The following is a 21,315-nucleotide window of genomic DNA, read 5'->3' on the forward strand; positions in this document are numbered from 1 at the left end:
CCGACGGGCGGTCGTCGTCGTCTGCGTCGTCGTCTGGGCGCGGGTGGTCAGCACGGCGACAGTGATCCGTGCGTGGGCGGTGAGCCGCCGCCAATAGGCTGACGCCATGGACTTCGCATTCCTCGCCGTCGTCGCGGTGGTGACCATCGTCGCGGTGGCCCGCTTCGCGAACAAGCTGCGCGTGGCAGCCCCGCTCATCCTCGTCCTGGTCGGGCTCGCCCTCAGCTATCTGCCGTTCGTGCCGGACGTCGAGGTCAAGCCGGAGTGGATCCTCGCCGGCGTGCTGCCACCGCTCCTCTATTCCGCCGCGGTCAACGTTCCCCTGGTCGACTTCCGCCGCAATCTCAAAGCGATCTCCGGACTCTCGGTCGTCCTCGTCGTGGTGTCGTCGGTCCTCATCGGCTGGATCCTGTCGACGATCCTCCCCGACCTGAGCCTGGCCGCCGGCATCGCCCTCGGTGCCGTCGTCAGTCCGACCGACGCGGTCGCCGCGACCTCGATCGGTAAGCGGCTGGGCATGCCGTCGCGACTCGTGAGCGTCCTCGAGGGCGAGAGCCTCGTGAACGACGCCTCGGCCCTGGTCCTCCTGCGCTCCGCCATCGCCGCGACCGCCGGCACGGTCTCGCTGTGGGGTGTCCTGGGCGACTTCGCCTATGCCGTGGCGCTCGCGATCGCGATCGGGATCGTCGTCGGGTTCATCACGGTCCGGATCCGGTCCCGCCTCGGCGACCCGGTCCTCACGACGGTCATCTCCTTCGCCGTGCCGTTCATCGCGTATCTGCCCGCCGAGCACTTCCACGCTTCGGGCGTCCTGTCGGTCGTCGTCGCCGGACTCTACACCGGGCATCAGAGCGCGAAGTACTTCACCGCTCAGGACCGCATCAGCGAGCGCATCAACTGGCGGACGACGCAGTTCCTCCTCGAGAACGGGGTGTTCCTGCTCATGGGCCTCGAGCTCGAGGCCATCGTCTCGCAGGTGGAGCAGGACGACCTCGGCATCTGGTCGTCGATCGGCCTGGGGTTGCTGACCGCCAGCACCCTCATCGTCGTCCGCATCGTGTTCGTCGGCGTCCTCGTCTGGTCGTTGCGACGCGACGAACGGGAGGCCCTCTCCCGGCGCCCGAGGCTGGCGGAGGTCTCAGCACGTCTCGAGGAGCATCCGACGGAGAACGCGCGCTCAGCCAAGCGCAAGGCCGCCTTCTCGAGGTCGATCGCCCGGCGGAGCGCCGACCTGGACTTCCTGCAACGTGAGGGACTCGGGTGGCGCGGCGGCGCGGTGCTCGCCTGGGCGGGTATGCGTGGGGTCGTCACGATCGCGGCCGCGCAGTCGTTGCCGCTCGACACCCCGTATCGGGCGGAGCTGGTCCTCATCGCGTTCACGGTCGCGATCGTCACCCTGCTGCTCCAGGGCGGTTCCCTCCCGCTCGTCATCCGGCTGTCCCGGGTCGGCGGGACGGACGAGCAGGCCGCGATGGCGGAACTCGCCGGTCTCGTCGAGGAGATCTCGACCGTCGGTGTGGCCGCCCTCGACGACCCGCAGCTGCGCACGGACGGTGGCGAACCGTTCGACACCGCGGTCGTCGACCGGGTGCGTACGAGCAGCCTCATACGCGTCGAGTCGGCGGCGGAACGCACCGATGCCGGCGTGGGCCCGCACGAGCAGTTCCGACAACTGCGACGCCGAGTGCTCGACGCCGAACGCGACGCGCTCCTCGATGCGCGGGCGACCGGCAGCTACTCCTCCGAGGTACTGGCGAAGGCGCAGCGGATGCTGGACGTCGAGGAGTCACGCCTCGACGGTGCCGGCTGATGCCGTCGGTCGGCCGTCAGGCGCTCTCGTGGGTGGCCTGGGTGGCCCGCAGCGACGCGAGGACCTGGTTCTTCAGGTCTTCGGGTGCCGTCTCCTTGCACGCCCGCTGGACGGCCTCGGTGAGGGTCTGGGCGACGAGCGCCTCGTTCTGACACTCCGGGCAGTTCGCGAGGTGCTCGCGGATGTCGGCGGCCTCCGTCTTGCACACCTCGTGACGGAGGTACTCCTCCAGGTCTCGCTTGGCCTTGTCGCAGCCGCAGTCGCTCATTTCTTGCTCCCCTGCTTCGTCACGGTGAACCCCCGGGACGAGGCGTAATCGGCCAACAGGTCGCGGAGGAGTCGTCGGCCACGGTGCAGACGACTCATCACGGTCCCGATGGGCGTTTTCATGATGTCGGCGATCTCCTGGTAGGCGAAGCCCTCCACGTCGGCGAGGTACACCGCGAGGCGGAAGTCCTCCGGGATGGCCTGCAACGCGTTCTTCACGTCGCTGTCCGGCAGGTGATCGATCGCTTCGGCCTCGGCGGAACGGCTGGAGGTGGCGCTGATCGATTCGGCGCCGCCCAACTGCCAGTCCTCGAGGTCGTCGATGGTGCCCTGGTACGGCTCGCGCTGCTTCTTCCGATACGTGTTGATGTACGTGTTCGTGAGGATGCGGTAAAGCCACGCCTTGAGGTTGGTGCCCTGTTCGAACTGCGCGAACGCGGCGAAGGCCTTCACGAACGTCTCCTGGACGAGGTCCTGAGCGTCCGACGGGTTCTTCGTCATGCGCATGGCAGCGCCGTACAACTGATCGATGAACGGCAGTGCCTGTGCTTCGAACAGTGATCGGGGGTCCGGCTCGGCCGGAAGGGCTTCTGGGTCGACGGAGGTCATCACCGGCCAGTCTACGGCCAGCGCCAGACGGCCGTGATCGGCCTCCGTCACCGGTCGTTCCAGTACCGCTGTGGACATCCGCTCCTCCTTCTGCTCTCGACCCCGACTACTGTTGGAACCAATGTTGACCAATCCGTATTCCGCACCAGATTTCGACGTGTACGGCGATGCCGAACCCGAGCACGACGACGCAGCCTGGCCGGCGCCCGTCGCGGCCGGTCCGGTCGATGCGACCGTCTCGCTTCCGGGCTCGAAGTCGCTCACGAACCGCGAGCTCGTCCTGGCCGCTCTGGCCGACGGGCCCTCCCTCCTGCGCGCCCCGCTCCACTCGATGGACAGCACCAACATGGTCGAGGCGCTGCGCGCACTCGGGACCACCATCGTCGAGCGACCGGCGTCGGGCGCCTTCGGTAAGGACTGGCTCGTCACGCCGGGCGAGCTGTTCGGCAGCACGACCGTCGAGTGCGGGCTCGCCGGCACCGTCATGCGCTTCGTCCCACCGCTGGCCGCCCTCGCCCTCGGGCCGACCGTGTTCGACGCCGACCCATCGGCCAGGAACCGGCCGATGGCCACCATGATCGGGTCGCTCCAGGCGCTCGGCGTCGACATCAGCGACGACGGCCGGAAGGCGCTCCCCTTCACGGTGCACGGCACGGGCACGGTGAAGGGTGGCAAGCTCACGATCGACGCGTCGTCGTCGAGCCAGTTCGTGTCCGGCCTCCTGCTGGCCGCAGCCCGCTTCGAGCACGGCCTCCACCTCGTCCACGAGGGCGATCGTCTGCCGAGCCTGCCGCACATCGAGATGACCATCGCGGCCCTCGCGGCCCGCGGGGTCACCGTGGAACAGCCCGCCGTCGGTGAGTGGGTCGTCGCCCCCGGCACGATCGCCGCGCTCGACGTCGACCTCGAGCCCGACCTCTCCAACGCCGCACCGTTCCTCGCCGCGGCGCTCGTCACCGGCGGAAGCGTCACGCTCCGCGGCTGGCCCACCTCCACCACCCAGGTCGGTGCCGACCTGGCGGACCTCCTGCCCCGCTTCGGCGCGACGGTCACCCTGGACGGCGACCGCCTCACCGTCACCGGCGGCGAGCGGATCACCGCGGTCGACCTCGACCTGACCACCGGCGGTGAGCTCGCGCCCGCCCTAACCGCACTCGCGGCACTCGCCGACGGACCGTCGACCATCACGGGCATCGGGCACATCCGTCACCACGAGACCGACCGGCTCGCGGCCCTCGCGACGGAGATCAACAAGCTGGGTGGCGCCGTCACGGAGCTCCCGGACGGTCTCCGCATCGAGCCGCGCCCCCTCCACGGCGGCGAGTGGTCGAGCTACCACGACCACCGCATGGCGACCACGGGAGCGATCCTCGGTCTCGTCGTGCCCGGGGTCACCATCGAGAACGTCGCCACGACCGCGAAGACGCTGCCGCAGTTCACCGAACTGTGGCATGCGATGGTCGGGGGCTGAATCGATGAGCTGGTGGGACGACGGCGTCGACGACGACGAACCGGAACTCGACGAGTCGAGCATCAGGATGCGGCCGAACCCGAAGGCGAACCGCCCACGGACGAAGACGCGCCCCGAGCACCTCGATGCACTGACCGCCCGCGTCCTCGCGGTCGACCGCGGTCGCTACACGGTGCTCCTCGACGAAGGCACGCCCGAGGAGCGCGTCCTGACGTCGACTCGCGCTCGTGAACTCCGCAAGCAGGCCATCGTGACCGGCGACCGGGTTGACGTCGTCGGCGACACCTCGGGCGCCGAGGGCACGCTGTCGCGCATCGTACGGATCGTGCCGCGCACGACGCTGCTCCGCCGCAGCGGCGACGACACCGACGCCATGGAGCGCGTCGTCGTCGCCAATGCCGACCAGATGCTCATCGTCGTGGCTGCGGCGAACCCCGAACCACGTGCCCGACTCGTCGACCGCTACCTCGTCGCCGCCTACGATGCGGGGATCACCCCGATCCTCTGCATCACGAAGACGGACCTCCAGGACCCCGACGAGTTCCTCGCGAACTTCGCCGGGCTCGGCCTGCGGGTGTTCCGCAGCCGGGAGGACGATGTCCCTCTCGCAGAGATCACCGAAGCCCTCATCGGTCACGACACGGTCTTCGTCGGCCACTCGGGCGTCGGCAAGTCCACCCTCGTCAACGCCCTCGTCCCGACCGCTGAGCGCGCCACGGGGCATGTGAACGTCGTCACCGGTCGTGGCCGCCACACCTCCTCGTCGACCGTCTCGTTGCGCATCGAGGCGCCCGGAGGATCCGGGTGGGTCATCGACACCCCGGGCGTCCGCTCGTTCGGTCTCGGACACGTCGACACCGCCAACATCCTGAAGTCGTTCACCGACCTCGCGGAGATCGCGCTCGAGTGCCCACGCGGCTGCACCCATCTGCCCGACGCCCCCGACTGCGCGATCATCGAGGCCGTCGCAGAGGGGCGGCTCGGGGAGAACGGCCCGGCACGCCTCGACTCGCTCCAGCGGCTGCTGGGGACCTTCGCCACGATCAAAGCCGACCAGTACTCCTGACTAGGCTTGGGGTATGCCTGAACCCCTCCGTCTCTCCGCCGGCGACCCGGCCCCCGCGTTCACCCTCACCGACCAGGACGGCACCAGCGTGTCCCTGTCGGACTTCGCCGGACGACGGGTGATCCTCTACTTCTACCCCGCCGCGATGACACCCGGCTGCACCACCCAGGCGTGCGACTTCCGCGACAACCTCGCATCGCTCAGCGGTGCCGGGTACGTGGTGCTCGGCGTCTCGAAGGACTCCGTCGAGAAGCTCAAGGCCTTCCAGGAGGAGGACGGGCTCACGTTCCCGCTTCTCAGCGACCCGGAGTTGACGGTCCACCAGGCGTACGGAGCCTACGGCGAGAAGAACTCCTACGGACGCATCGTCACGGGAGTCCTCCGCTCGACGTTCGTCATCGACGAGACGGGCACCCTCACCCTCGCCCGGTACAACGTCAAGGCCACCGGCCACGTGAAGAGCCTCCGCAAGGCCCTCGGCCTCGACGCCTGACGCGTCGCGGCTGGACCATCACGACCGACGAGTCGCACTCAGATCTCGCGTCGGGTCACGGCGGCGACCGCCGGCGTGAACAGGAGCCCGAGGACGGCCAGCGACGGCAACAGCAGGAACCACCCGATCGCGGGTTGCGCGAAGACCCCCTGGAACGCGCCGACGGCGACGGCGATCTGCACGAGCTGCCAGGTGACCGCTCCCCCGCGGATCCAGCTCCGTCCGCGGATCGCGCCGAGGGCGAGCGCCGTGACGAACGCCGTGGCGATGAGCAGGATCACGAAGATCGCCAGTGCGCTCGTGAACGAGGCCGGCGTCGCCGCGACCAGCTCGAAGAGGAACCAGGCCGAGAGCCCGATCATGAGCAACGCCTCGGCGACGAGCAGGACGATGAAGGCCAGCACCGCCGGATGACGACGCTCCTCCGGGTTCGGAGCGGAGGTGGCGTTTCGATCGGTACTCACAGGGTTCACCCAAACTTGGCTATTGATTTGCTCTTACCGATATGAAACCATGTTTGAGGCCGACATGAGGTCCACGAGGGTGTGGACAGATCCCGAATCCCGGACGATCATCCCCCTCGCATTTCGGCTTTCGCTTCCCGATACCCCTCACTCGGTTGAAGAAATCTCACCATGCAATAAAAGGAGCTCCCCTATGGATTGGCGCGATAAAGCTGCCTGCCTGACCGTCGACCCGGAATTGTTCTTCCCGGTCGGGAACACCGGTCCGGCGGTCGATCAGATCGACAAGGCGAAGGCCGTGTGCGCCACCTGCAGTGTCACGGAGCTGTGCCTCCAGTACGCGCTCGAGACCGGCCAGGACTCCGGTGTGTGGGGCGGCCTCAGCGAAGACGAGCGTCGCGCTCTCAAGCGTCGCGCGGCTCGCGCCCGCCGCGCCTCCTAATCGCGGACGAGAACCCCGGGTGCCGAACGGCCCCGGGGTTCTCGCATGCCCGCGGCCGTTCGCGACGGACCAGGACCTCAGCTCTTGGCGACCCAGCGCATCGGGATCGCGATCGTGACCTCGGTGCCGCTCCCCATGAGCGTGTGCCAGTCGATCGTCCCGCCCAGTTCGCCCTGGATGAGCGTCCGCACGATCTGGGTGCCGAGACCGGACCCGACCTTCCCCTCCGGGAGCCCCACGCCGTTGTCGCGGACCTGCACGCTCAGCAGCTCGTCCGTGCGGTCGGCCGTGATCTCCACGTCGCCGTCGCGGCCGTTCAAGCCGTGCTCCACCGCGTTGGTGACGAGTTCGGTGAGCGCGAGGGCGAGTGGCGTCGCGTACTCGCTCGGGAGCACGCCGAACGAGCCGGAGGACTTCGGGCGGACCGTGGTGTTGTGGGAGCTCGCCACTTCGGCGATGAGCAGGAGCACGCGCTCGAAGACCTCGTCGAAGTCGACGTTCTGGTTGAGCCCCTCGGACAGCGTGTCGTGCACGACCGCGATGGCGGCCACGCGCCGCATGGCCTGCGTGAGGGCGTCGTGGGCGTCCTCCGAGTGCGTCCGCCTGGCCTGGATCCGCAGGAGCGACGCGACCGTCTGGAGGTTGTTCTTCACCCGGTGGTGGATCTCGCGGATCGTCGCGTCCTTCGTGATGAGTTCCTGCTCCTGGTGACGCAGTTCGCTGACGTCGCGGCAGAGCACGATCGCGCCGACCCGCTCGCCGCGGCTCCGCAACGGGATCGCCCGGAGGGAGACCGTCACACCCTTGTCCTCGATGTCGGTCCGCCACGGCGCCCGACCGGTGACGACGAGCGGCAGGGACTCGTCGACGGTGACGGTCCCCGTCCCGGAGAGCAGATGGGTCGTGACGTCCGCGAGCGACTCGCCCTCGAGTTCCTCGGCGAAGCCGATCCGGTTGAAGGCCGAGAGCGCGTTGGGGCTGGCGAAGGTGACGGTGCCGTCGACATCGAGCCGGATCAGGCCGTCGCTCGCGCGCGGTGCGCCACGGCGTGGTCCGGTCGGCGCACCGAGATCCGGGAAGTCGCCGACCGCGATCATCTCGAACAGGTCGCTCGCGCAGTCGTTGAAGGTGAGTTCCTGGCGGCTGGGCGTACGAGCCTCACCGAGATTGGTGTGGCGGGTGATGACCGCGATCGGTCCATCGGCATTGGTCGTCTCGGTCGGAGATATCCGCCGGGCGACGGGTACGGCACGAACCCTGGTCGGGGTCTCCTCGTACCAGTCCGGTGCGGACGACTCGATGATCCGTCCACTCTCGAAACAGTCGGTGACCTGCTTGCGCCATTCCTGCTTGATGGATTGTCCGACGAAGTCGCGATAGAAGAGTGTCGCGGCACTCGACGGACGCGAATGCGCGACCGCGATGAAACTGCCGGAATCGGTCGGTACCCAGATGACGATATCGGCGAACGCCAGATCCGCGAGGAGTTGGCTGTCAGCGAGCAGCATGTGCAGCCACTCCACGTCGGCCGCACTGGAGCGGCCCTGGGCGAGAACGAGATCACTGAGCGTCGACACGATGCCAGTCTAGGCTCGGCCGACCGGCACCGAGTGCGCCGGGCGTCCCCTGACGACCTCTGTCGGGTAGGCACGGAACGACGACGGCGCTCAGCGGTCCGCCTGGGGCCGCTGAGCGCCGTCGATCGGACGTGATGCGTCAGTTGGCCGCGCGGTAGGCGTCCTGGACCGCCTGGGGGATGCGTCCGCGCGACGACACGGCGTGCCCGTTCTTCGCGGCCCACTCGCGGATCGCGGCGAGGTTCTCGGCGCTGTTGCGGGTGCTGGTGCTCGAGGTGCGGCGCCCACGCTTGACCGGGCGTCCGGCTCCGATGTAAGGCTTCAGCGACTCGCGGAGGTTCTTCGCGTTGTCCGCACCGAGATCGATCTCGTATTCGGTTCCGTCGATCGCGAACCGGACGGTCTCTCCTGATCCGGAAGCGAGTTCGCTGCCGTCGAGATCGTCGATGTATGTGGTGATGACTTTCTGAGCCATGGGGGTCCTCCTGAAGATATCCGTGGTGAGTCCGACGGTTATCCGATCATATCGAACACCACCAAGCGAATCTGAATACCGACACGATATCGGAGTAATTCATCACCCAACGGATAGCGATGCATCGGAGGAGAATGCAGATGCATATATCGGCGCGCAAATGCATATTCGGTTGATCACCCAATTGTATTGAGTGACTTCGTCGGGACTATTCCGCTCGGCGCGATCCACTCCGCACACGACGCCCGCGTGCTCCACCCGCCGAGCGCCGCGAGCGGTCCCGCACCGGCGTCGACGGTTGGTCGAGGACGGTGGACACGAACCGCCGCAACGCGACGGGAAGCGCTCCGCGCGGGGCCTGGTCACGCAGGCTCCTCCCCGCGATCACCGCGGCGTCCACCACCCGTTGGTCCTCCGGCAGGAGCGCGGCCGCTTCGATCCCGCCGAAGCGCGAGAGCGTGGACGCCAGCTGGCCGGCCGGACCGGTACCGAGCGCGACGCCACGCAGCCGGTTCACGACCACCGAGATGCGCGACGGGTCGACGAGTTCGACGAGTTCCGCGTGCCCGCGGAGCAGCCTCGTGACCCCGACCGGGTCGGCCGCGCCGACCTCCACCACCCGGTCTGCGGCCCCGAGGACGGCGAACGCCGCCCCGTTCCGTCTGGGCGCGAACAGGTCGCTCGAGATCTCCTCGTCCGCCTCCAGGCAGAATGCCGTGTCGATCACGATGTCGTCCATCCACGCCCGGCACCGTTCGATGGTCGTCGCGACGCGCTCCGTCGACAGTTCCGTCCAGCGCGCCGCACGGGAGATGCCGGTCAGGACCCGGAACGCCCCGGACGGCGACGGATGGACGACCGCGATCCGCTCGAGCTGCTCGACGTCGAGCGCTCCACTTCCGGCCAGCCGGCAGGCCGCGGCGAACCCGGGTGCCTCGTCGAGGAGGCCGAGCATGGCCGCGACCGATGACCCGTAGGTGTCCGCGTCGATGAGGACGACCCGGCGTCCGCGCGCGGCGAGTTCACTGGCGATGCCCGCGGCGACGGTGGTCGTGCCGGGCGACCCGGCCGCGCCCCACACCGCGATGACCCGCCCGGCGGCCTGGGCGACCGGACGAGGGCCGTCACCGCCGAGGTCGAGCGGCGCGATGGCCCGATCCAGCTCCTCGGGATCGACCGGCAGGAGGACGATGTCGACCAGGCCCAGCCCCGCCGCATGGCGACGCTCGGACTCACCGGACGCGAGCGCCACGACCCTCGTACCCACGCGGTCCGCGAGGTCGATGAGTTCGGCGCTCAGGCGGTCGACCCCGGGTGACACGAGCAGCACGTCGACGGGCGTCCCGGCACCGATGCGCTCGTCGAGTTCGGCGCCGTCGTGACAGCGCCAGGCGACGCGGTGTCCGAGGTCGAGCATCGTCGCGAGGATCTCGCCCTCGACCCGCGGATCGAGGGCGAGTCCGACACGCAGCATCAGCGTTCGCCGGGCTCGGTGGGGACCACGGACAGCAGGTGCGCTGCAGCCGTCGCCGAGAGGACCGTCGCGACGGTCGAGCGTGGGACCGCGAGCTCGAGCGCGACCGAGCCGCGGCCGGACAGGAGCCCTTCGTCCTCGCCGACCCGTACGACCGTCGCGGCCGAGACCAGCACCTCCGGCACTCCGTACCCGTCGCCTTCCGGCGCGGCCGCCCAGAGGTCGACGACGGTCCCCGGCACGACGTCGGCGCCGAGCCGGCCGGCCGGTTCGACGACGAGCGTGGTCACGCCGACGGCGCTCGCCTCGCCGAGCGCGTCGAGCGGTACGAGCTCCCCCGCCGCGATCGTCCGCGTGACGACGATTCCCGCCGGCGGCGCCGCTCCGGCTCCGAGGTACCCGCTTTCGACCGATCCCAGACGTGCGTCGATCACCTGGAGTGAGGAGCGGTCGAGCCGCGTTCCGGGCGCCAGCGTCTCGGAGGCCGCATACACCGGGGTCGTCCGACTCGAGGTCGTGACGAGCCACCACACCCCCAGGATCGACGCGACCACCAGCATGAGGCCCACGAGGAAGCGTGGGTCCACCCAGATGCGCGACCGGGACACCGGCCGTCCGCCGACACCATGACGCAGTCCGGCGAGACGGTCGCTCATCCGCTCGTCGCCGTCGCTTCGCGCCCCTCCGCCTTCCGATCCGTGTCCCCGCTCGCTTCCCCGCACCGTCTCCTCCTTCATGGGCACCCCGCGCGCCGCTTCCGGTCCCATGCTGCCCGGGCTCCGGACATCGCGCCGAAGTTATCCACAGCCCGGCGGACGATGCTCGCGCGAGAGGATAATCGAGGAATGGAATCGCAGCGCGATGCGGCCCCGCTCGGTCGCTTCCTCACCGTCGCCGACACGGCCGAGGTCTTGAACGTCTCGGCCCAGCACGTGGCCGAGCTCATCTCGAGCGGTGAGCTGCCCGCCATCCGGATCGGGCGCAGCGGACCGTGGCGCATCGAGTTCCCGGCACTCGAAGCCTTCATCAGCGGTCAGTACGAGGAGGCACGTCGTGCAGGCCTCTGGCATCAGGCCCAGCTCACCGAACTCGCCGAGTTCTCCGGCGCACCGATGCTCCGGCCCGTGCCTCCCCTCGGCTGAGCCCCGGCCCCGGCGGGCGCCCGCCGAAACGCCTCAGGCAGCACGCTCGACGATGACGACCTCCGAGAGCACGACGACGCGGATCTGTTCGACGCTCCGGCTCCGGCGCGGCGACCCCGGCTCGTGGACGGCCAGATCGAGATGATCGCGGCCCACCCGGTCGATCGTGCCCGTCCAGCTGCCCGTCCGGGTCCGCACGACCACCGCAGCACGGCGCCGGCACAGATCACGGAGCAGGAATGAGACGGTCAGGCGGTCGAGCAGTCGCGGTTCGCGGACCGCGACGTCGTCGAGACTCCAATCGACCTGGGTCTGCGTCATGGCGACTGCCGCGATCGCATCGAACGGGACGACGACCTCCCGGCCGCCCGGGCTGCCGGAATCGGCCTGCAACCAGTCCTTCCCGATGCTCCGGACCCGCAGCCGCCAGGTCGTCCCGTCGACGAGTTCGACGACGAGCGGTCCCGGTGCGCCGGCATCGCCGCAGAGGGCGACCAGCCGCTCACGGAGGGTGAGACGCCCACGCCGGAGCCGCTCGGCCTCGATGCGGACGGCGTCGTCGTCGACGGCGAGCTCGTCGTCGAGCTGACCGGCGAGATCGTCGAACAGGCTGTCCCAACGCATACGCCGACGGTAGTGCGCCGAGAGCGGCCTCGTCCGGCGTTCTCCACAGACCCCTGGTCCTGGACGCGGGGTACCTGACATGATGAGTGTGACATTTCAGATTCCGGTCGCCCGACTCGTGGCGCCCGCGCACCCCTCGGAGGCCCCATGAGCACCGCTGCCCGGCACGACGACGACGAGCCCGAAGCACGCACGGCTCGCCTCCGGCCCGCGCCTCCGCTCCCCGAGCGACGCACGCGAGAGGCACGGGCGGCCGCCCGGACCGGTGCGGACGACTACTTCGCGCCCCAACCGGCGCCCCGAGCCGAGCTCCCCGATCCGCGACCACTGCTCGAGAACCTGACTCGGAGCGTGATCGAGGTGATCGCCGGAGCCCGCGACCTCACGCAGCTCGCGCGCTGGATCACCGCCGACGTGCACACCGTCCTACTGAAGCGCGTGATCCTCGCCGAACGGGCACGACGCGTCCGCGGCGTCCCGGGCACCGTCCCGGTCGTCTCGATCGGCACCGTGACCGTCTCCGAGCCACGCGACGGCGTCGTGGAGTCCGTGGTCGTCGTCCACGGACGAGCCCGGTCCCGAGCCGTGGCCATCCGACTGGAGGGCTTGGACGGCCGCTGGAGGGCGACCTCGGTGAGCGTGCTCTGACCGCCGCGGCACGTCCGCCCGCACCCGACAGACGGGAGCCCTCCGAACCGATGTCGCCATGGTCCGGAGGGCCCCCGTTTCGTGCCGGCGTGGGCCTACTTCTTCTTGCCCTGCTTGCGACGGTCCGAACGGTTGCTCGGAGCAGCCGCAGGGGCTTCTGACTGCTGACCGAAGGCCCCGCGCGACGCCTTCGCGGCCGGGGCCGCCTTCGTCGCGGGAGCCGCGTCGCCGGCGGGACGGTTCGTCTGCTGGAGGCGCTGTGCGCGTTCGGTGGCCGCCTTCTCGATCTGCCCGCGCTGATTGCGGACCTCGACCCCGCCCTGCTCGGTCGGTGCGGAGTAGCTGAGCTTCTCGGTGTCTGGGGTCTCCTGCGTGAGGCCCTTGGCCGTGATCGCCGGTGCGGCGGTGCCGGCATCGACCTCGCCGGCGACCTCGACCTCGAGGTTGAACAGGAAGCCGACGCTCTCCTCACGGATCTGGCCCATCATCTGCTGGAACATCGCGTAGCCCTCGCGCTGGTACTCGACCAGCGGATCGCGCTGCGCCATGGCCCGGAGACCGATGCCGTCCTTCAGGTAGTCCATCTCGTACAGGTGGTCGCGCCAGCGGCGGTCGATCACCTGGAGGACGACGCGGCGCTCGAGCTCGCGCATCGCCGGGGCGCCGAGCGACTCCTCGCGGTTGGTGTAGGCGAGTTTGGCGTCGGAGAGGATCTCGCGGCGCATGAAGTCGCGGTTGATCCGCCCCTTCGTCCCGGCCTCCTGGACGACCTCGTCGATTGTCAGGCCGACGGGGTAGAGCGTCTTCAGTTCTGCCCAGAGTGCGTCGAAGTCCCAGTCGTCGCCGTTACCCTCGCCGGTGTGCTCGTCGAGGACGTCGTCGACGACGCTCTCCAGGAACTGCTGCGCACGATCGTGGAGGTCGTCTCCCTCGAGGATGTGGCGGCGGTCGGAGTAGATCGCCTCACGCTGCCGGTTGAGGACGTCGTCGTACTTGAGCACGTTCTTGCGGATCTCCGCGTTCCGCGCCTCGACTTGCGACTGGGCGCTGCGGATCGCGCGGCTCACGATCTTCGACTCGATCGCGAGATCGTCGGGCACGTTCTGGCGCCCCATGAGGCTCTCCGCGGCTCCGGCGTTGAAGAGGCGCATGAGGTCGTCGGTGAGGGACAGGTAGAACCGGCTCTCGCCCGGGTCTCCCTGACGCCCGGAGCGACCGCGCAGCTGGTTGTCGATGCGGCGCGACTCGTGGCGTTCGGTACCGAGGACGTAGAGTCCACCGGCGTCGATGACCTTGTCGGCCTCCTCCTTGACTGCGGCCTTCACCTCGGTGAAGACCTCGTCCCACGCGGCCTCGTACTCCTCGGGGGTGTCGATCGGGCTGAGGCCCTTGGCGTTCATCTCCGCGACAGCGAGGAACTCGGCGTTGCCGCCGAGCATGATGTCGGTTCCACGACCGGCCATGTTGGTGGCGACGGTGACCGAGCCGAGTCGACCGGCCTGGGCGATGATCGCGGCTTCACGCGCGTGGTTCTTCGCGTTGAGGACCTCGTGCTTGACGCCCTTCTTGGCGAGGAGCCGCGACAGGTACTCGCTCTTCTCGACGCTCGTCGTGCCCACGAGGACCGGCTGGCCCTGCTCGTGGCGCTCGACGATGTCCTCGACGACCTGTGCGAACTTCGCCTCCTCGTTCTTGTACACGAGGTCCGACTGGTCGATGCGCTGCATGGGGCGGTTGGTCGGGATCGGGACGACGCCGAGCTTGTACGTCGACATGAACTCCGCCGCCTCGGTCTCGGCAGTACCGGTCATGCCGGACAGCTTCTCGTAGAGACGGAAGTAGTTCTGGAGCGTCACGGTCGCGAGGGTCTGGTTCTCGGCCTGGACGGCGACGCCCTCCTTGGCCTCGATCGCCTGGTGGATGCCCTCGTTGTAGCGACGTCCGACCAGGATGCGACCGGTGTGCTCGTCGACGATGAGCACCTCGCCGTTCATCACGACGTAGTCCTTGTCCTTCTTGAAGAGCGCGCGGGCCTTGATCGCGTTGTTCAGGAAGGAGATGAGCGGGGTGTTGGCGGACTCGTAGAGGTTGTCGATGCCGAGGTAGTCCTCGACCTTCTCGATGCCGGGCTCGAGCACGCCGACGGTGCGCTTCTTCTCGTCGACCTCGAAGTCCTCACCGGGCTCGAGTCGTACCGCGAGCCGCGCGAACTCCTGGAACCATCGGTTCGCCTCACCGGAGGCCTTGCCGGAGATGATGAGCGGGGTCCGTGCCTCGTCGATGAGGATGGAGTCGACCTCGTCGACGACGGCGAAGAAGTGACCGCGCTGGACCATGTCCTTGGCCTGCCACGCCATGTTGTCGCGGAGGTAGTCGAAGCCGAACTGGTTGTTCGTGCCGTAGGTGATGTCGGCCGCGTACTGCTCGCGACGCTGCTCCGGCGTCTGCCCCTCGACGATCACACCGGTCGTCATGCCGAGCGCACGGAAGACGCGCCCCATGATCTCCGACTGGTACGACGCGAGGTAGTCGTTCACCGTGACGATGTGCACGCCCTTGCCGGCGATGGCGTTGAGGTAGGCCGGAAGGGTCGCGACGAGCGTCTTGCCCTCACCGGTCTTCATCTCGGCGATGTTGCCGAGGTGGAGCGCGGCGCCACCCATGATCTGGACGTCGAAATGACGCATGCCGATCGTGCGGCGTGCAGCTTCGCGAACCGCGGCGAAAGCCTCGGGGAGGAGGTCGTCGAGGGTCTCGCCGTTCTCGAAGCGCTCGCGCAGCTCGACGGTCTCGCTCTTCAGCTCCTCGTCGCTCAACTCCGTGAAGTCGTCCTCGAGGGCATTGACCGCCTTCGTGAGGCTGGTCAGCTTCCGGAGGATGCGACCTTCGCCGACGCGAAGGATCTTCTCAAGTGGTGAGGCCACGAATTGCTCTCCATTACGTGTTCCTGATCTCCGTCCTGGTCGACTGACCGGGACGGACGGGGTGCACCAGAACGGGGCAGTCCTCTGAACATGTTAGCGGGGAGTCCCTTGAGTGGACGCTGTGTATCGAGGGGCGGACGGATGTCGACGGAGCGCCGCCGCAGTGCGGGACGGACGGCTCACTAGGCTGGCGACACCCTACCGCGTAGGTAATTGATGGAGGTTCGATGTCGGTCAAGCACGGTCTGCTCGCGATCCTCGCGCTCGGTGACGACTACGGGTACCGTCTGCGTGGCGAGTTCGACCGGCGGACGACGCCCGACACGCCGCTCAACGTCGGCCAGGCCTATGCGACCCTCGATCGTCTCGAGCGGGACGGCCTCGTCGAGCGCGCCGCCGTGGACGCACAGGGGCATGTCTTCTACCGCATCACCGCCGACGGGCGCGTCGTGCTCGAACGCTGGTGGGCGACACCCGTCACGGCGAGCGCCTCGCGGGACGAACTCCCGAACAAGGTCGCCCTCGCGGCGTCACTCGACGGCGTCGACGTGTTCGGGGTCATCGCCGTCCAACGCGCGTGGGCACTCGATCTCGTACAGCAGCTCGACGAGGACCTCTCGGCGCTCCCCCCGACACCGCAGGGTGACATCGCGTGGATCGGGCTCGAAGCCAGACGGCGACGCTCCCTGGCCGAGCTCGACTGGCTCGAGGCGACCTCGGCACGCCTGCGCGTGCACGACGCCGTCTTCGACGTCGCCACCGACATGCCACGACGCGGCCGCCCGGCGAACCGGGCGACCGCGTCGGTCGGAGTGCAGGACGCTAGTTCGAGCCGTCCCCGAGGCTGATCACGCCGTAGTCCCAGCCCTTACGGCGGTACACGACGCTCGCCCGCTCCGACGAGGCGTCGATGAACAGGAAGAAGTCGTGGCCGACGAGTTCCATGCGGTCGACGGCGTCTTCGACGCTCATCCACTCCGCGGGGAATTCCTTCGTGCGGATGACGACCGGCGAGTACGCCTCCTGCTCCTCGTCCTCGTGGGTCAGCGTCGCGACGCTGCCGGTCGCGACCTGCTCGAGCAGCTCCGGCGCGGCAGGGGTGATGTCGACGCCGCTGAACCCCTCGCTGCTGGCGGCGTGCAAGGAGGTGCGGTGCTTGCCACGGTGCTCCTTCTTGCGGTCCTTCGAGCGGCGGACGCGCTCGAGCATCCGCGCGATCGCGAGATCGAAGGCCACGTACTTGTCGGAGCCGGTCGACTCCGCACGAACCAACGGCCCGGGGCCGACGAGCGTCAGCTCGACACGGTCCTCGCCCTTGCGCCCGTTGGCGTCGTGATGGCGGGACACCTTGATGTCGAGCGACTGCGCCTGCTCGACCAGATGGGCGACCTTCTCCGCCTTCTCGGTCGCGTACTCGCGGAACCGATCGGTGATGCCGAGTCCAAGTCCGACGATGTTGATATCCACGTTCGACCTCCTCATCCGGCTGACCACCCGGTCCCGGGCGGTCCTTTCACGCCGTTCTGCAACCGTAGTGCCCGAGCCTGCGGAAGTCATCAGCGGCGTTCAGGCAACGTTCATCTTCCGGTCTCGGGACTCACCGTCCGTTCACGGTCCGACCCTGGCGAGGGCCACGACACCGACCACGAGGCCACCGCCGTCGTGCATCGCCCGGACGGCCTCCCCGACGGTGGCCCCCGTCGTGACGACGTCCTCCACGAGCAGGAAACGGCGCCCGCCGAGCCGCCGTGACGCGACGAGGGCCCCGGCGAGGTTCTCGAAGCGCTCCGCCCGACCGAAGTCCCGCTGGTCGGCTGGCTCCCGTGCCCACCGCAGCGGGCGCAACGGGCGGGCGCCGAGCCGGCGCACGAGCCGCTCCACCGGGTGGAAGCCCCGATCGCGGGCGGCGCATCGCCTGGCCGGGATCGTCGCGATCTCCGGCGAGACACCGCCCATCGCCCGGCTCGCCTCGAGCACGGCGGACCGGAACGCCGGTTCGAGCGCAGCGGCCAGCGGTCGGGCGAGGCCTGTCCGGGCGTCCTCCTTGTAGGCGAGGAGGACGGCGCCGACGAAAGCGTCATACCGACGGGCGGCGAGACCGGGGGTACCATCCGCATCGCTCCACCGCACGAGGTGGGCGTCGTCGTCGGAGGCCGCCGGCCGGACCAGACGCCGGCGGCAGGCGTCGCACAGCCCACGGTCCGGCGCGCCGCATCCGGCGCACGTGACCGGGACCAGCACGGCCCACGCGTCCAGGCAGGCTTCGCGGGCATGGACGAGGGGCGCACGTCGATTCGATGAGGATCGCATCATCCGATGGTCGCGCCCGCGCAGCGCGTCCGGTGGCGCATCGTCCGAGACGCAGACGGCTCCGGGACTCCGGACGCGCTGTGGAGCGCGCTCACTCAGTCGGGCGACCCCAGCTGGGTCGCGATGAACCGGACGTCACTGCCCGCCTCCTGCCAGCTCGAACCACGGGGAAGCAGCAGGCGGCCGTCACTCGTGAGGGCACGCAGTTGCGTCGGCCCGTTGCCCCCGACCAGGTTCGTGACGTCCGCCAGATTCGGCACGGGCGCGGAGCGGCCGCCGATCTGCTGCGTGACGATCGTCGTCCCGTCTCCGCCGCCCAACAGGACGGCGACGGTGATGTCGTCGACCCAGGTGACGGTCGTCGCTTCCGCGGACATGACGCGGAGCTCGACGGGATCGCCGAGTCGCAGTGGCGCGTTCCGGTCACCGCGGATGATCGCGGCGGCCACGAGCCGCGACTGCGTCCCGTCGCGCAGCAGTGCGATGAGGCGCGTACCCTCCCGGGACACCTGGATCGAATCGATCGTGGACGCGCCGGTCCAGCTCGTCGCGACCTGCACCGTGCCACCCGCGGCGTCGTGCGCGAGCAGTGCGGACGGCGCCGCCGCCGGGACCGTCCAGGTGAAGCCGAACGGGTCCATCGTCGGCGGGAGGAGTCCCGGGCGGTTGTCGACCAGCCGGACGTCGCCATCCGCCTGGATCACCGTGACACCGGCGGCTGAACGGACCGCGGCCTGGTCGTGGTCGGCGGACAACACGGCCGCGTCGGCACCGGCCGCCACGACCGCCGCCGAGATCCCCGGCACGGCCTCGAGCCGGTTCCCCGAGGCGAATCCGAACTCGTCCCCGCGCTGGACGAGCGCGCGGGGGTCGACCCGCGGTGCGGCGAGCGACAGCGGCGAGACCGTCTGCGTGGAGTTGCCCACGACGGTGATCGCGACGTTGGAGACGGCGGCGACCCCGCCGACGCTCCCCGACAGCTGCACCAGGCTGCTGGTCAGCTGGAGCTGCATCCGCTGGAGGGTGACCGCGTCCGCTTGCAGGGCCGGTTTGGTCAGGTCCACGCGCGCGGTCCCTGCCTCGACCGGAACGGCGTCGCTCGTGAGCGAGGTGCCCTCGGGGAACGCCGTCGCCACCGCGCCCTTCAACCACTCCGCCGGTCCGTCGAGCAGCGCCCCGACGATCCTCGTCGCGGTCGATGCCCGAGAGGGGAACCAGCGCTGGTCGGGGACGAGTCGGGTGAAACTCGGGTCGAAGTAGCTCAGGGAGTAGGCCGCGAAGACGTCGGCGAACGTCGAGGACTCGAGGACGATGCCCGGCGGAGCGGCTGCGATCCGCCACTCACCCCGCACCTGCTCGAAGGAGTAGGTCCAGCTCAGCGGCGACGAGTTCCCCGATTCGCGGTACTCACCCCGGTCGTCGACCGCCGCGACGGGGCTGACGGTGAGTTGCACCGTGTCGGCGACCGGGGCGAACGTGCGGCCGCCCTGGTCGATGGTCACTCCGGCGTCGGGATCCCAGTCGGACCGGAGCTCCGGTGCGAGGAACTCGCGCGCGATCTCGTAGTTGTTCTGCGGGCTCGCGGCGGCGTCGATGAAGCCCCGGAGGATCTGCTCCGGCGTCGCCCCCTCGGCGGGGCCCGGCGCGATGAAGTTGACGTCGACGTCGCCGCCGTCCCCCTCGACCGTGCCGCCGTCCTGCACGGAGCCACCCCTCGGGATGCCCACGCAGGCGCTGAGCACCACCGCGAGGAGCATCGGCAGCGCCGCCGCAGCGATCCGACGTACTGCGGACCGTCGTCTCGGCGATCGTGCGGGGACGTCAACCATGAGCATCCTCCTTGTCGTCGTCCGTCGATCGCACGGTCGGGAGTGAGCGGGTCGTCGGCGCGGTGAGCTCGTCGACGATGGACTCGATCGCATCGTCGGGCGGCAGGCTGATGGGCGAGCGGACGATCTCCGTCCCGGGTTCGCGCGGGATGGTGAGGCGGAAGGACGAGCCGGCGGCGGGCTCCGACCAGACCTCCAGCCACCCCTCGTGCAGGACCGCGTCCTCGAGGGAGATCGCGAGCCCGAGCCCGGTCCCGCCGATGGTGCGCTTGCGCGACGGGTCCGCGCGCCAGAAGCGGTCGAACACGCGCTCGGTCGCCTCGCGCGTCATGCCCTGGCCGTAGTCGCGCACCGCGATCGCGACCGAGGACTCGTTGCTGTCCACCGACACCACGATCGGTTTGCCCTCGCCGTGCTCGATGGCGTTGCCGACGAGGTTGCGCACGATCCGCCGGATACGCCGCGGGTCCATCGGGACCGCAGAGTAGCCACCCGGTGCGACGATCCGGAGGTCCGAACCGGTGGGCTCCGCGAGCGGGCGGAGCTCCTCCACGACCTCTTCGGCGAGATGGACGAGACTCGTCGGTTCCAATTCGAGTTCGATGCTGCCCGCGTCGTAGCGGCTGATCTCCAGCAGGTCGGCCAGCAGGATCTCGAACCGCCCGACCTGGTCGTGGAGGAGCTCGGCCGTCCGCTCGGTGGCCGGTGGGAAGGAGTCGCGCTGGTCGTAGAGCACGTCGCCGGCCAGGCGGATGGTCGTCAGGGGCGTGCGCAGCTCGTGCGAGACGTCCGAGACGAACCGTTGCTGCACGAGCGAGAGCTCCGCGAGTTCCTTGATCTGCTTCTGCATGCTGGCGGCCATCCCGTTGAAGGAGCGGGCGAGGATGGCGAGCTCGTCCTCGCCCTTCTCGGGCATCCGCACGTCCAGGTCACCGCCGGCGAGACGTTGACTCGTCTCGGCGGCGAACCGGATCGGTGTCGCGACGAAACGGACGATGAACCACGCGGCACCACCGACGAGGATCATGAGGCCGACGCCCGCGACGAAGAGCGTCCGTTGCACGAAGCCGAGTGTCTGCTCCGAGTCGCTCAGGTCGTAGCCGAGGTAGATCTCGTACGACCCCGCGGTCGGCATCGAGACCTCCGAGCCCACCACGATGCCGGCCGTCGACGAGCCGTCGGACGCGGTGAGGGTGACCGACTGCCACTGGAGGGTGTCCGGGTCGGCCCGGACCGCCTCGGTCAGCGCGTCGGAGATGACACCGCCGCCGAGCCCCGGCGATTCGAAGCCCGGGGGCGTGACCTGACTGAAGTCCTGGCCCGGTGCTCGGTAGGCGGCGATGAGGCTGCTGCCGGAGGTCGTCTGGAGATCGGTCCGCACGGTCCCCATGAGCTGCTGCAGGGCGACCCGCTCGCTGGCGTCGGACGCGTCGAGGATGCTCTGCGCCGAAGCGATGGCGCGACCGGAGCCTCCGAGCGCCTGCTGCAGCCGGGATTGGAAGAGGTCGTTGCCGATGCTGAACGAGAGGTAGGCACCGGTCAGGAGGATGGCGAGTCCGGAGAGGCCGACCGTGATCGCGACCGTCCGGAACTGCAGCGAGCGCCGCCACTGGGAGCGCACCTGCTGCGGCCACCTCCGCCACAGCCGCCAGTCGGCCGCCCAGCCGGCGAGTCGGGAGGCCATGTCGGA

The 21,315-nt window shown here is 69.3% G+C and carries 21 protein-coding genes; 8 read left to right on the plus strand and 13 right to left on the minus strand.

What is annotated here, in order from left to right; translation table 11 throughout:
* Positions 1-106 precede the first annotated feature (106 nt).
* Positions 107-1,810, plus strand: coding sequence for a cation:proton antiporter (locus BWO91_RS12740; protein WP_079002797.1), 1,704 nt, complete (start codon positions 107-109; stop codon positions 1,808-1,810).
* 16 nt (positions 1,811-1,826) lie between these two features.
* Here the strand turns inward: BWO91_RS12740 and BWO91_RS12745 are convergent, their stop codons facing one another.
* Together BWO91_RS12745 and BWO91_RS12750 are read right to left on the minus strand one after the other, a co-directional pair.
* Positions 1,827-2,078 (minus strand): zf-HC2 domain-containing protein, encoded by a 252-nt coding sequence (locus BWO91_RS12745; RefSeq protein WP_064295247.1) that lies wholly within the window; start codon positions 2,076-2,078, stop codon positions 1,827-1,829.
* Positions 2,075-2,764 (minus strand): sigma-70 family RNA polymerase sigma factor, encoded by a 690-nt coding sequence (locus BWO91_RS12750; protein ID WP_079002798.1) that lies wholly within the window; start codon positions 2,762-2,764, stop codon positions 2,075-2,077. The genes BWO91_RS12745 and BWO91_RS12750 overlap by 4 nt, the downstream gene beginning before the upstream one ends.
* Before the next feature lie 43 nt (positions 2,765-2,807).
* On the opposite strand from BWO91_RS12750, the gene aroA reads away from it, so the two are divergent.
* The 3 genes from aroA to bcp are packed head-to-tail and all read left to right on the plus strand — an operon-like array spanning position 2,808 to position 5,716.
* Entirely contained in the window at positions 2,808-4,157 is a 1,350-nt protein-coding gene (aroA, locus tag BWO91_RS12755) for a 3-phosphoshikimate 1-carboxyvinyltransferase (RefSeq protein ID WP_079002799.1), read from the plus strand.
* Positions 4,158-4,161: 4 nt separating this feature from the next.
* Entirely contained in the window at positions 4,162-5,223 is a 1,062-nt protein-coding gene (rsgA, locus tag BWO91_RS12760) for a ribosome small subunit-dependent GTPase A (protein ID WP_064295360.1), read from the plus strand.
* 13 nt (positions 5,224-5,236) lie between these two features.
* Complete coding sequence (gene bcp / locus BWO91_RS12765) at positions 5,237-5,716, plus strand: thioredoxin-dependent thiol peroxidase (protein ID WP_079002800.1); 480 nt, start codon at positions 5,237-5,239, stop codon at positions 5,714-5,716.
* 38 nt (positions 5,717-5,754) lie between these two features.
* Here bcp and BWO91_RS12770 read toward each other — a convergent pair whose 3' ends face one another.
* Positions 5,755-6,180, minus strand: coding sequence for a hypothetical protein (locus tag BWO91_RS12770; RefSeq protein WP_153303454.1), 426 nt, complete (start codon positions 6,178-6,180; stop codon positions 5,755-5,757).
* A gap of 193 nt (positions 6,181-6,373) precedes the next feature.
* Here BWO91_RS12770 and BWO91_RS12775 point away from each other — a divergent pair, with 193 nt between their 5' ends.
* Positions 6,374-6,622, plus strand: a complete 249-nt coding sequence (locus BWO91_RS12775; protein ID WP_056012627.1) for a WhiB family transcriptional regulator — start codon at positions 6,374-6,376, stop codon at positions 6,620-6,622.
* A 77-nt stretch (positions 6,623-6,699) separates the two neighbouring features.
* On the opposite strand, the gene BWO91_RS12780 is transcribed toward BWO91_RS12775, so the two are convergent.
* From BWO91_RS12780 to BWO91_RS12795, 4 genes are all read right to left on the minus strand, one after another.
* Positions 6,700-8,199 (minus strand): sensor histidine kinase, encoded by a 1,500-nt coding sequence (locus BWO91_RS12780; RefSeq protein ID WP_079002802.1) that lies wholly within the window; start codon positions 8,197-8,199, stop codon positions 6,700-6,702.
* A gap of 139 nt (positions 8,200-8,338) precedes the next feature.
* Complete coding sequence (locus BWO91_RS12785; RefSeq protein WP_064295242.1) at positions 8,339-8,674, minus strand: histone-like nucleoid-structuring protein Lsr2; 336 nt, start codon at positions 8,672-8,674, stop codon at positions 8,339-8,341.
* A 208-nt stretch (positions 8,675-8,882) separates the two neighbouring features.
* Positions 8,883-10,148, minus strand: coding sequence for an AAA family ATPase (locus BWO91_RS12790; RefSeq protein WP_079002803.1), 1,266 nt, complete (start codon positions 10,146-10,148; stop codon positions 8,883-8,885).
* On the minus strand, positions 10,148-10,804 hold the full coding sequence (locus BWO91_RS12795; protein ID WP_079002804.1) for an SAF domain-containing protein: 657 nt from the start codon (positions 10,802-10,804) through the stop codon (positions 10,148-10,150). The genes BWO91_RS12790 and BWO91_RS12795 overlap by 1 nt, the downstream gene beginning before the upstream one ends.
* A gap of 189 nt (positions 10,805-10,993) precedes the next feature.
* Here BWO91_RS12795 and BWO91_RS12800 point away from each other — a divergent pair, with 189 nt between their 5' ends.
* Positions 10,994-11,290 carry a helix-turn-helix domain-containing protein gene (locus BWO91_RS12800; RefSeq protein ID WP_064295239.1) on the plus strand — a complete coding sequence of 99 codons (297 nt, stop codon included), beginning with the start codon at positions 10,994-10,996 and terminating at the stop codon, positions 11,288-11,290.
* A gap of 33 nt (positions 11,291-11,323) precedes the next feature.
* On the opposite strand, the gene BWO91_RS12805 is transcribed toward BWO91_RS12800, so the two are convergent.
* The gene (locus BWO91_RS12805; RefSeq protein ID WP_071262476.1) at positions 11,324-11,914 is read right to left on the minus strand and encodes a hypothetical protein; all 591 of its coding nucleotides are present in this window, start codon (positions 11,912-11,914) and stop codon (positions 11,324-11,326) included.
* 147 nt (positions 11,915-12,061) lie between these two features.
* Here BWO91_RS12805 and BWO91_RS12810 point away from each other — a divergent pair, with 147 nt between their 5' ends.
* Entirely contained in the window at positions 12,062-12,562 is a 501-nt protein-coding gene (locus tag BWO91_RS12810; protein WP_205847524.1) for an Rv3235 family protein, read from the plus strand.
* A gap of 95 nt (positions 12,563-12,657) precedes the next feature.
* Here BWO91_RS12810 and secA read toward each other — a convergent pair whose 3' ends face one another.
* Positions 12,658-15,486 carry a preprotein translocase subunit SecA gene (gene secA, locus BWO91_RS12815; RefSeq protein WP_064295237.1) on the minus strand — a complete coding sequence of 943 codons (2,829 nt, stop codon included), beginning with the start codon at positions 15,484-15,486 and terminating at the stop codon, positions 12,658-12,660.
* Between the two features lie 227 nt (positions 15,487-15,713).
* On the opposite strand from secA, the gene BWO91_RS12820 reads away from it, so the two are divergent.
* Positions 15,714-16,334, plus strand: coding sequence for a PadR family transcriptional regulator (locus tag BWO91_RS12820; protein ID WP_079002805.1), 621 nt, complete (start codon positions 15,714-15,716; stop codon positions 16,332-16,334).
* Here the strand turns inward: BWO91_RS12820 and hpf are convergent.
* From hpf to mtrB, 4 genes are all read right to left on the minus strand, one after another.
* Positions 16,309-16,953, minus strand: coding sequence for a ribosome hibernation-promoting factor, HPF/YfiA family (hpf, locus tag BWO91_RS12825; protein ID WP_079002806.1), 645 nt, complete (start codon positions 16,951-16,953; stop codon positions 16,309-16,311). The genes BWO91_RS12820 and hpf overlap by 26 nt on opposite strands.
* A 141-nt stretch (positions 16,954-17,094) precedes the next feature.
* Positions 17,095-17,796, minus strand: coding sequence for a ComF family protein (locus tag BWO91_RS12830; RefSeq protein WP_079003973.1), 702 nt, complete (start codon positions 17,794-17,796; stop codon positions 17,095-17,097).
* A gap of 95 nt (positions 17,797-17,891) precedes the next feature.
* Complete coding sequence (locus BWO91_RS12835) at positions 17,892-19,625, minus strand: LpqB family beta-propeller domain-containing protein (protein ID WP_167620475.1); 1,734 nt, start codon at positions 19,623-19,625, stop codon at positions 17,892-17,894.
* Positions 19,618-21,309 carry an MtrAB system histidine kinase MtrB gene (gene mtrB, locus BWO91_RS12840; protein WP_071262479.1) on the minus strand — a complete coding sequence of 564 codons (1,692 nt, stop codon included), beginning with the start codon at positions 21,307-21,309 and terminating at the stop codon, positions 19,618-19,620. The genes BWO91_RS12835 and mtrB overlap by 8 nt, the downstream gene beginning before the upstream one ends.
* Positions 21,310-21,315 lie beyond the last annotated feature (6 nt).

This window comes from Plantibacter flavus (genome assembly GCF_002024505.1).
Lineage (GTDB): Bacteria > Actinomycetota > Actinomycetes > Actinomycetales > Microbacteriaceae > Plantibacter > Plantibacter flavus_A.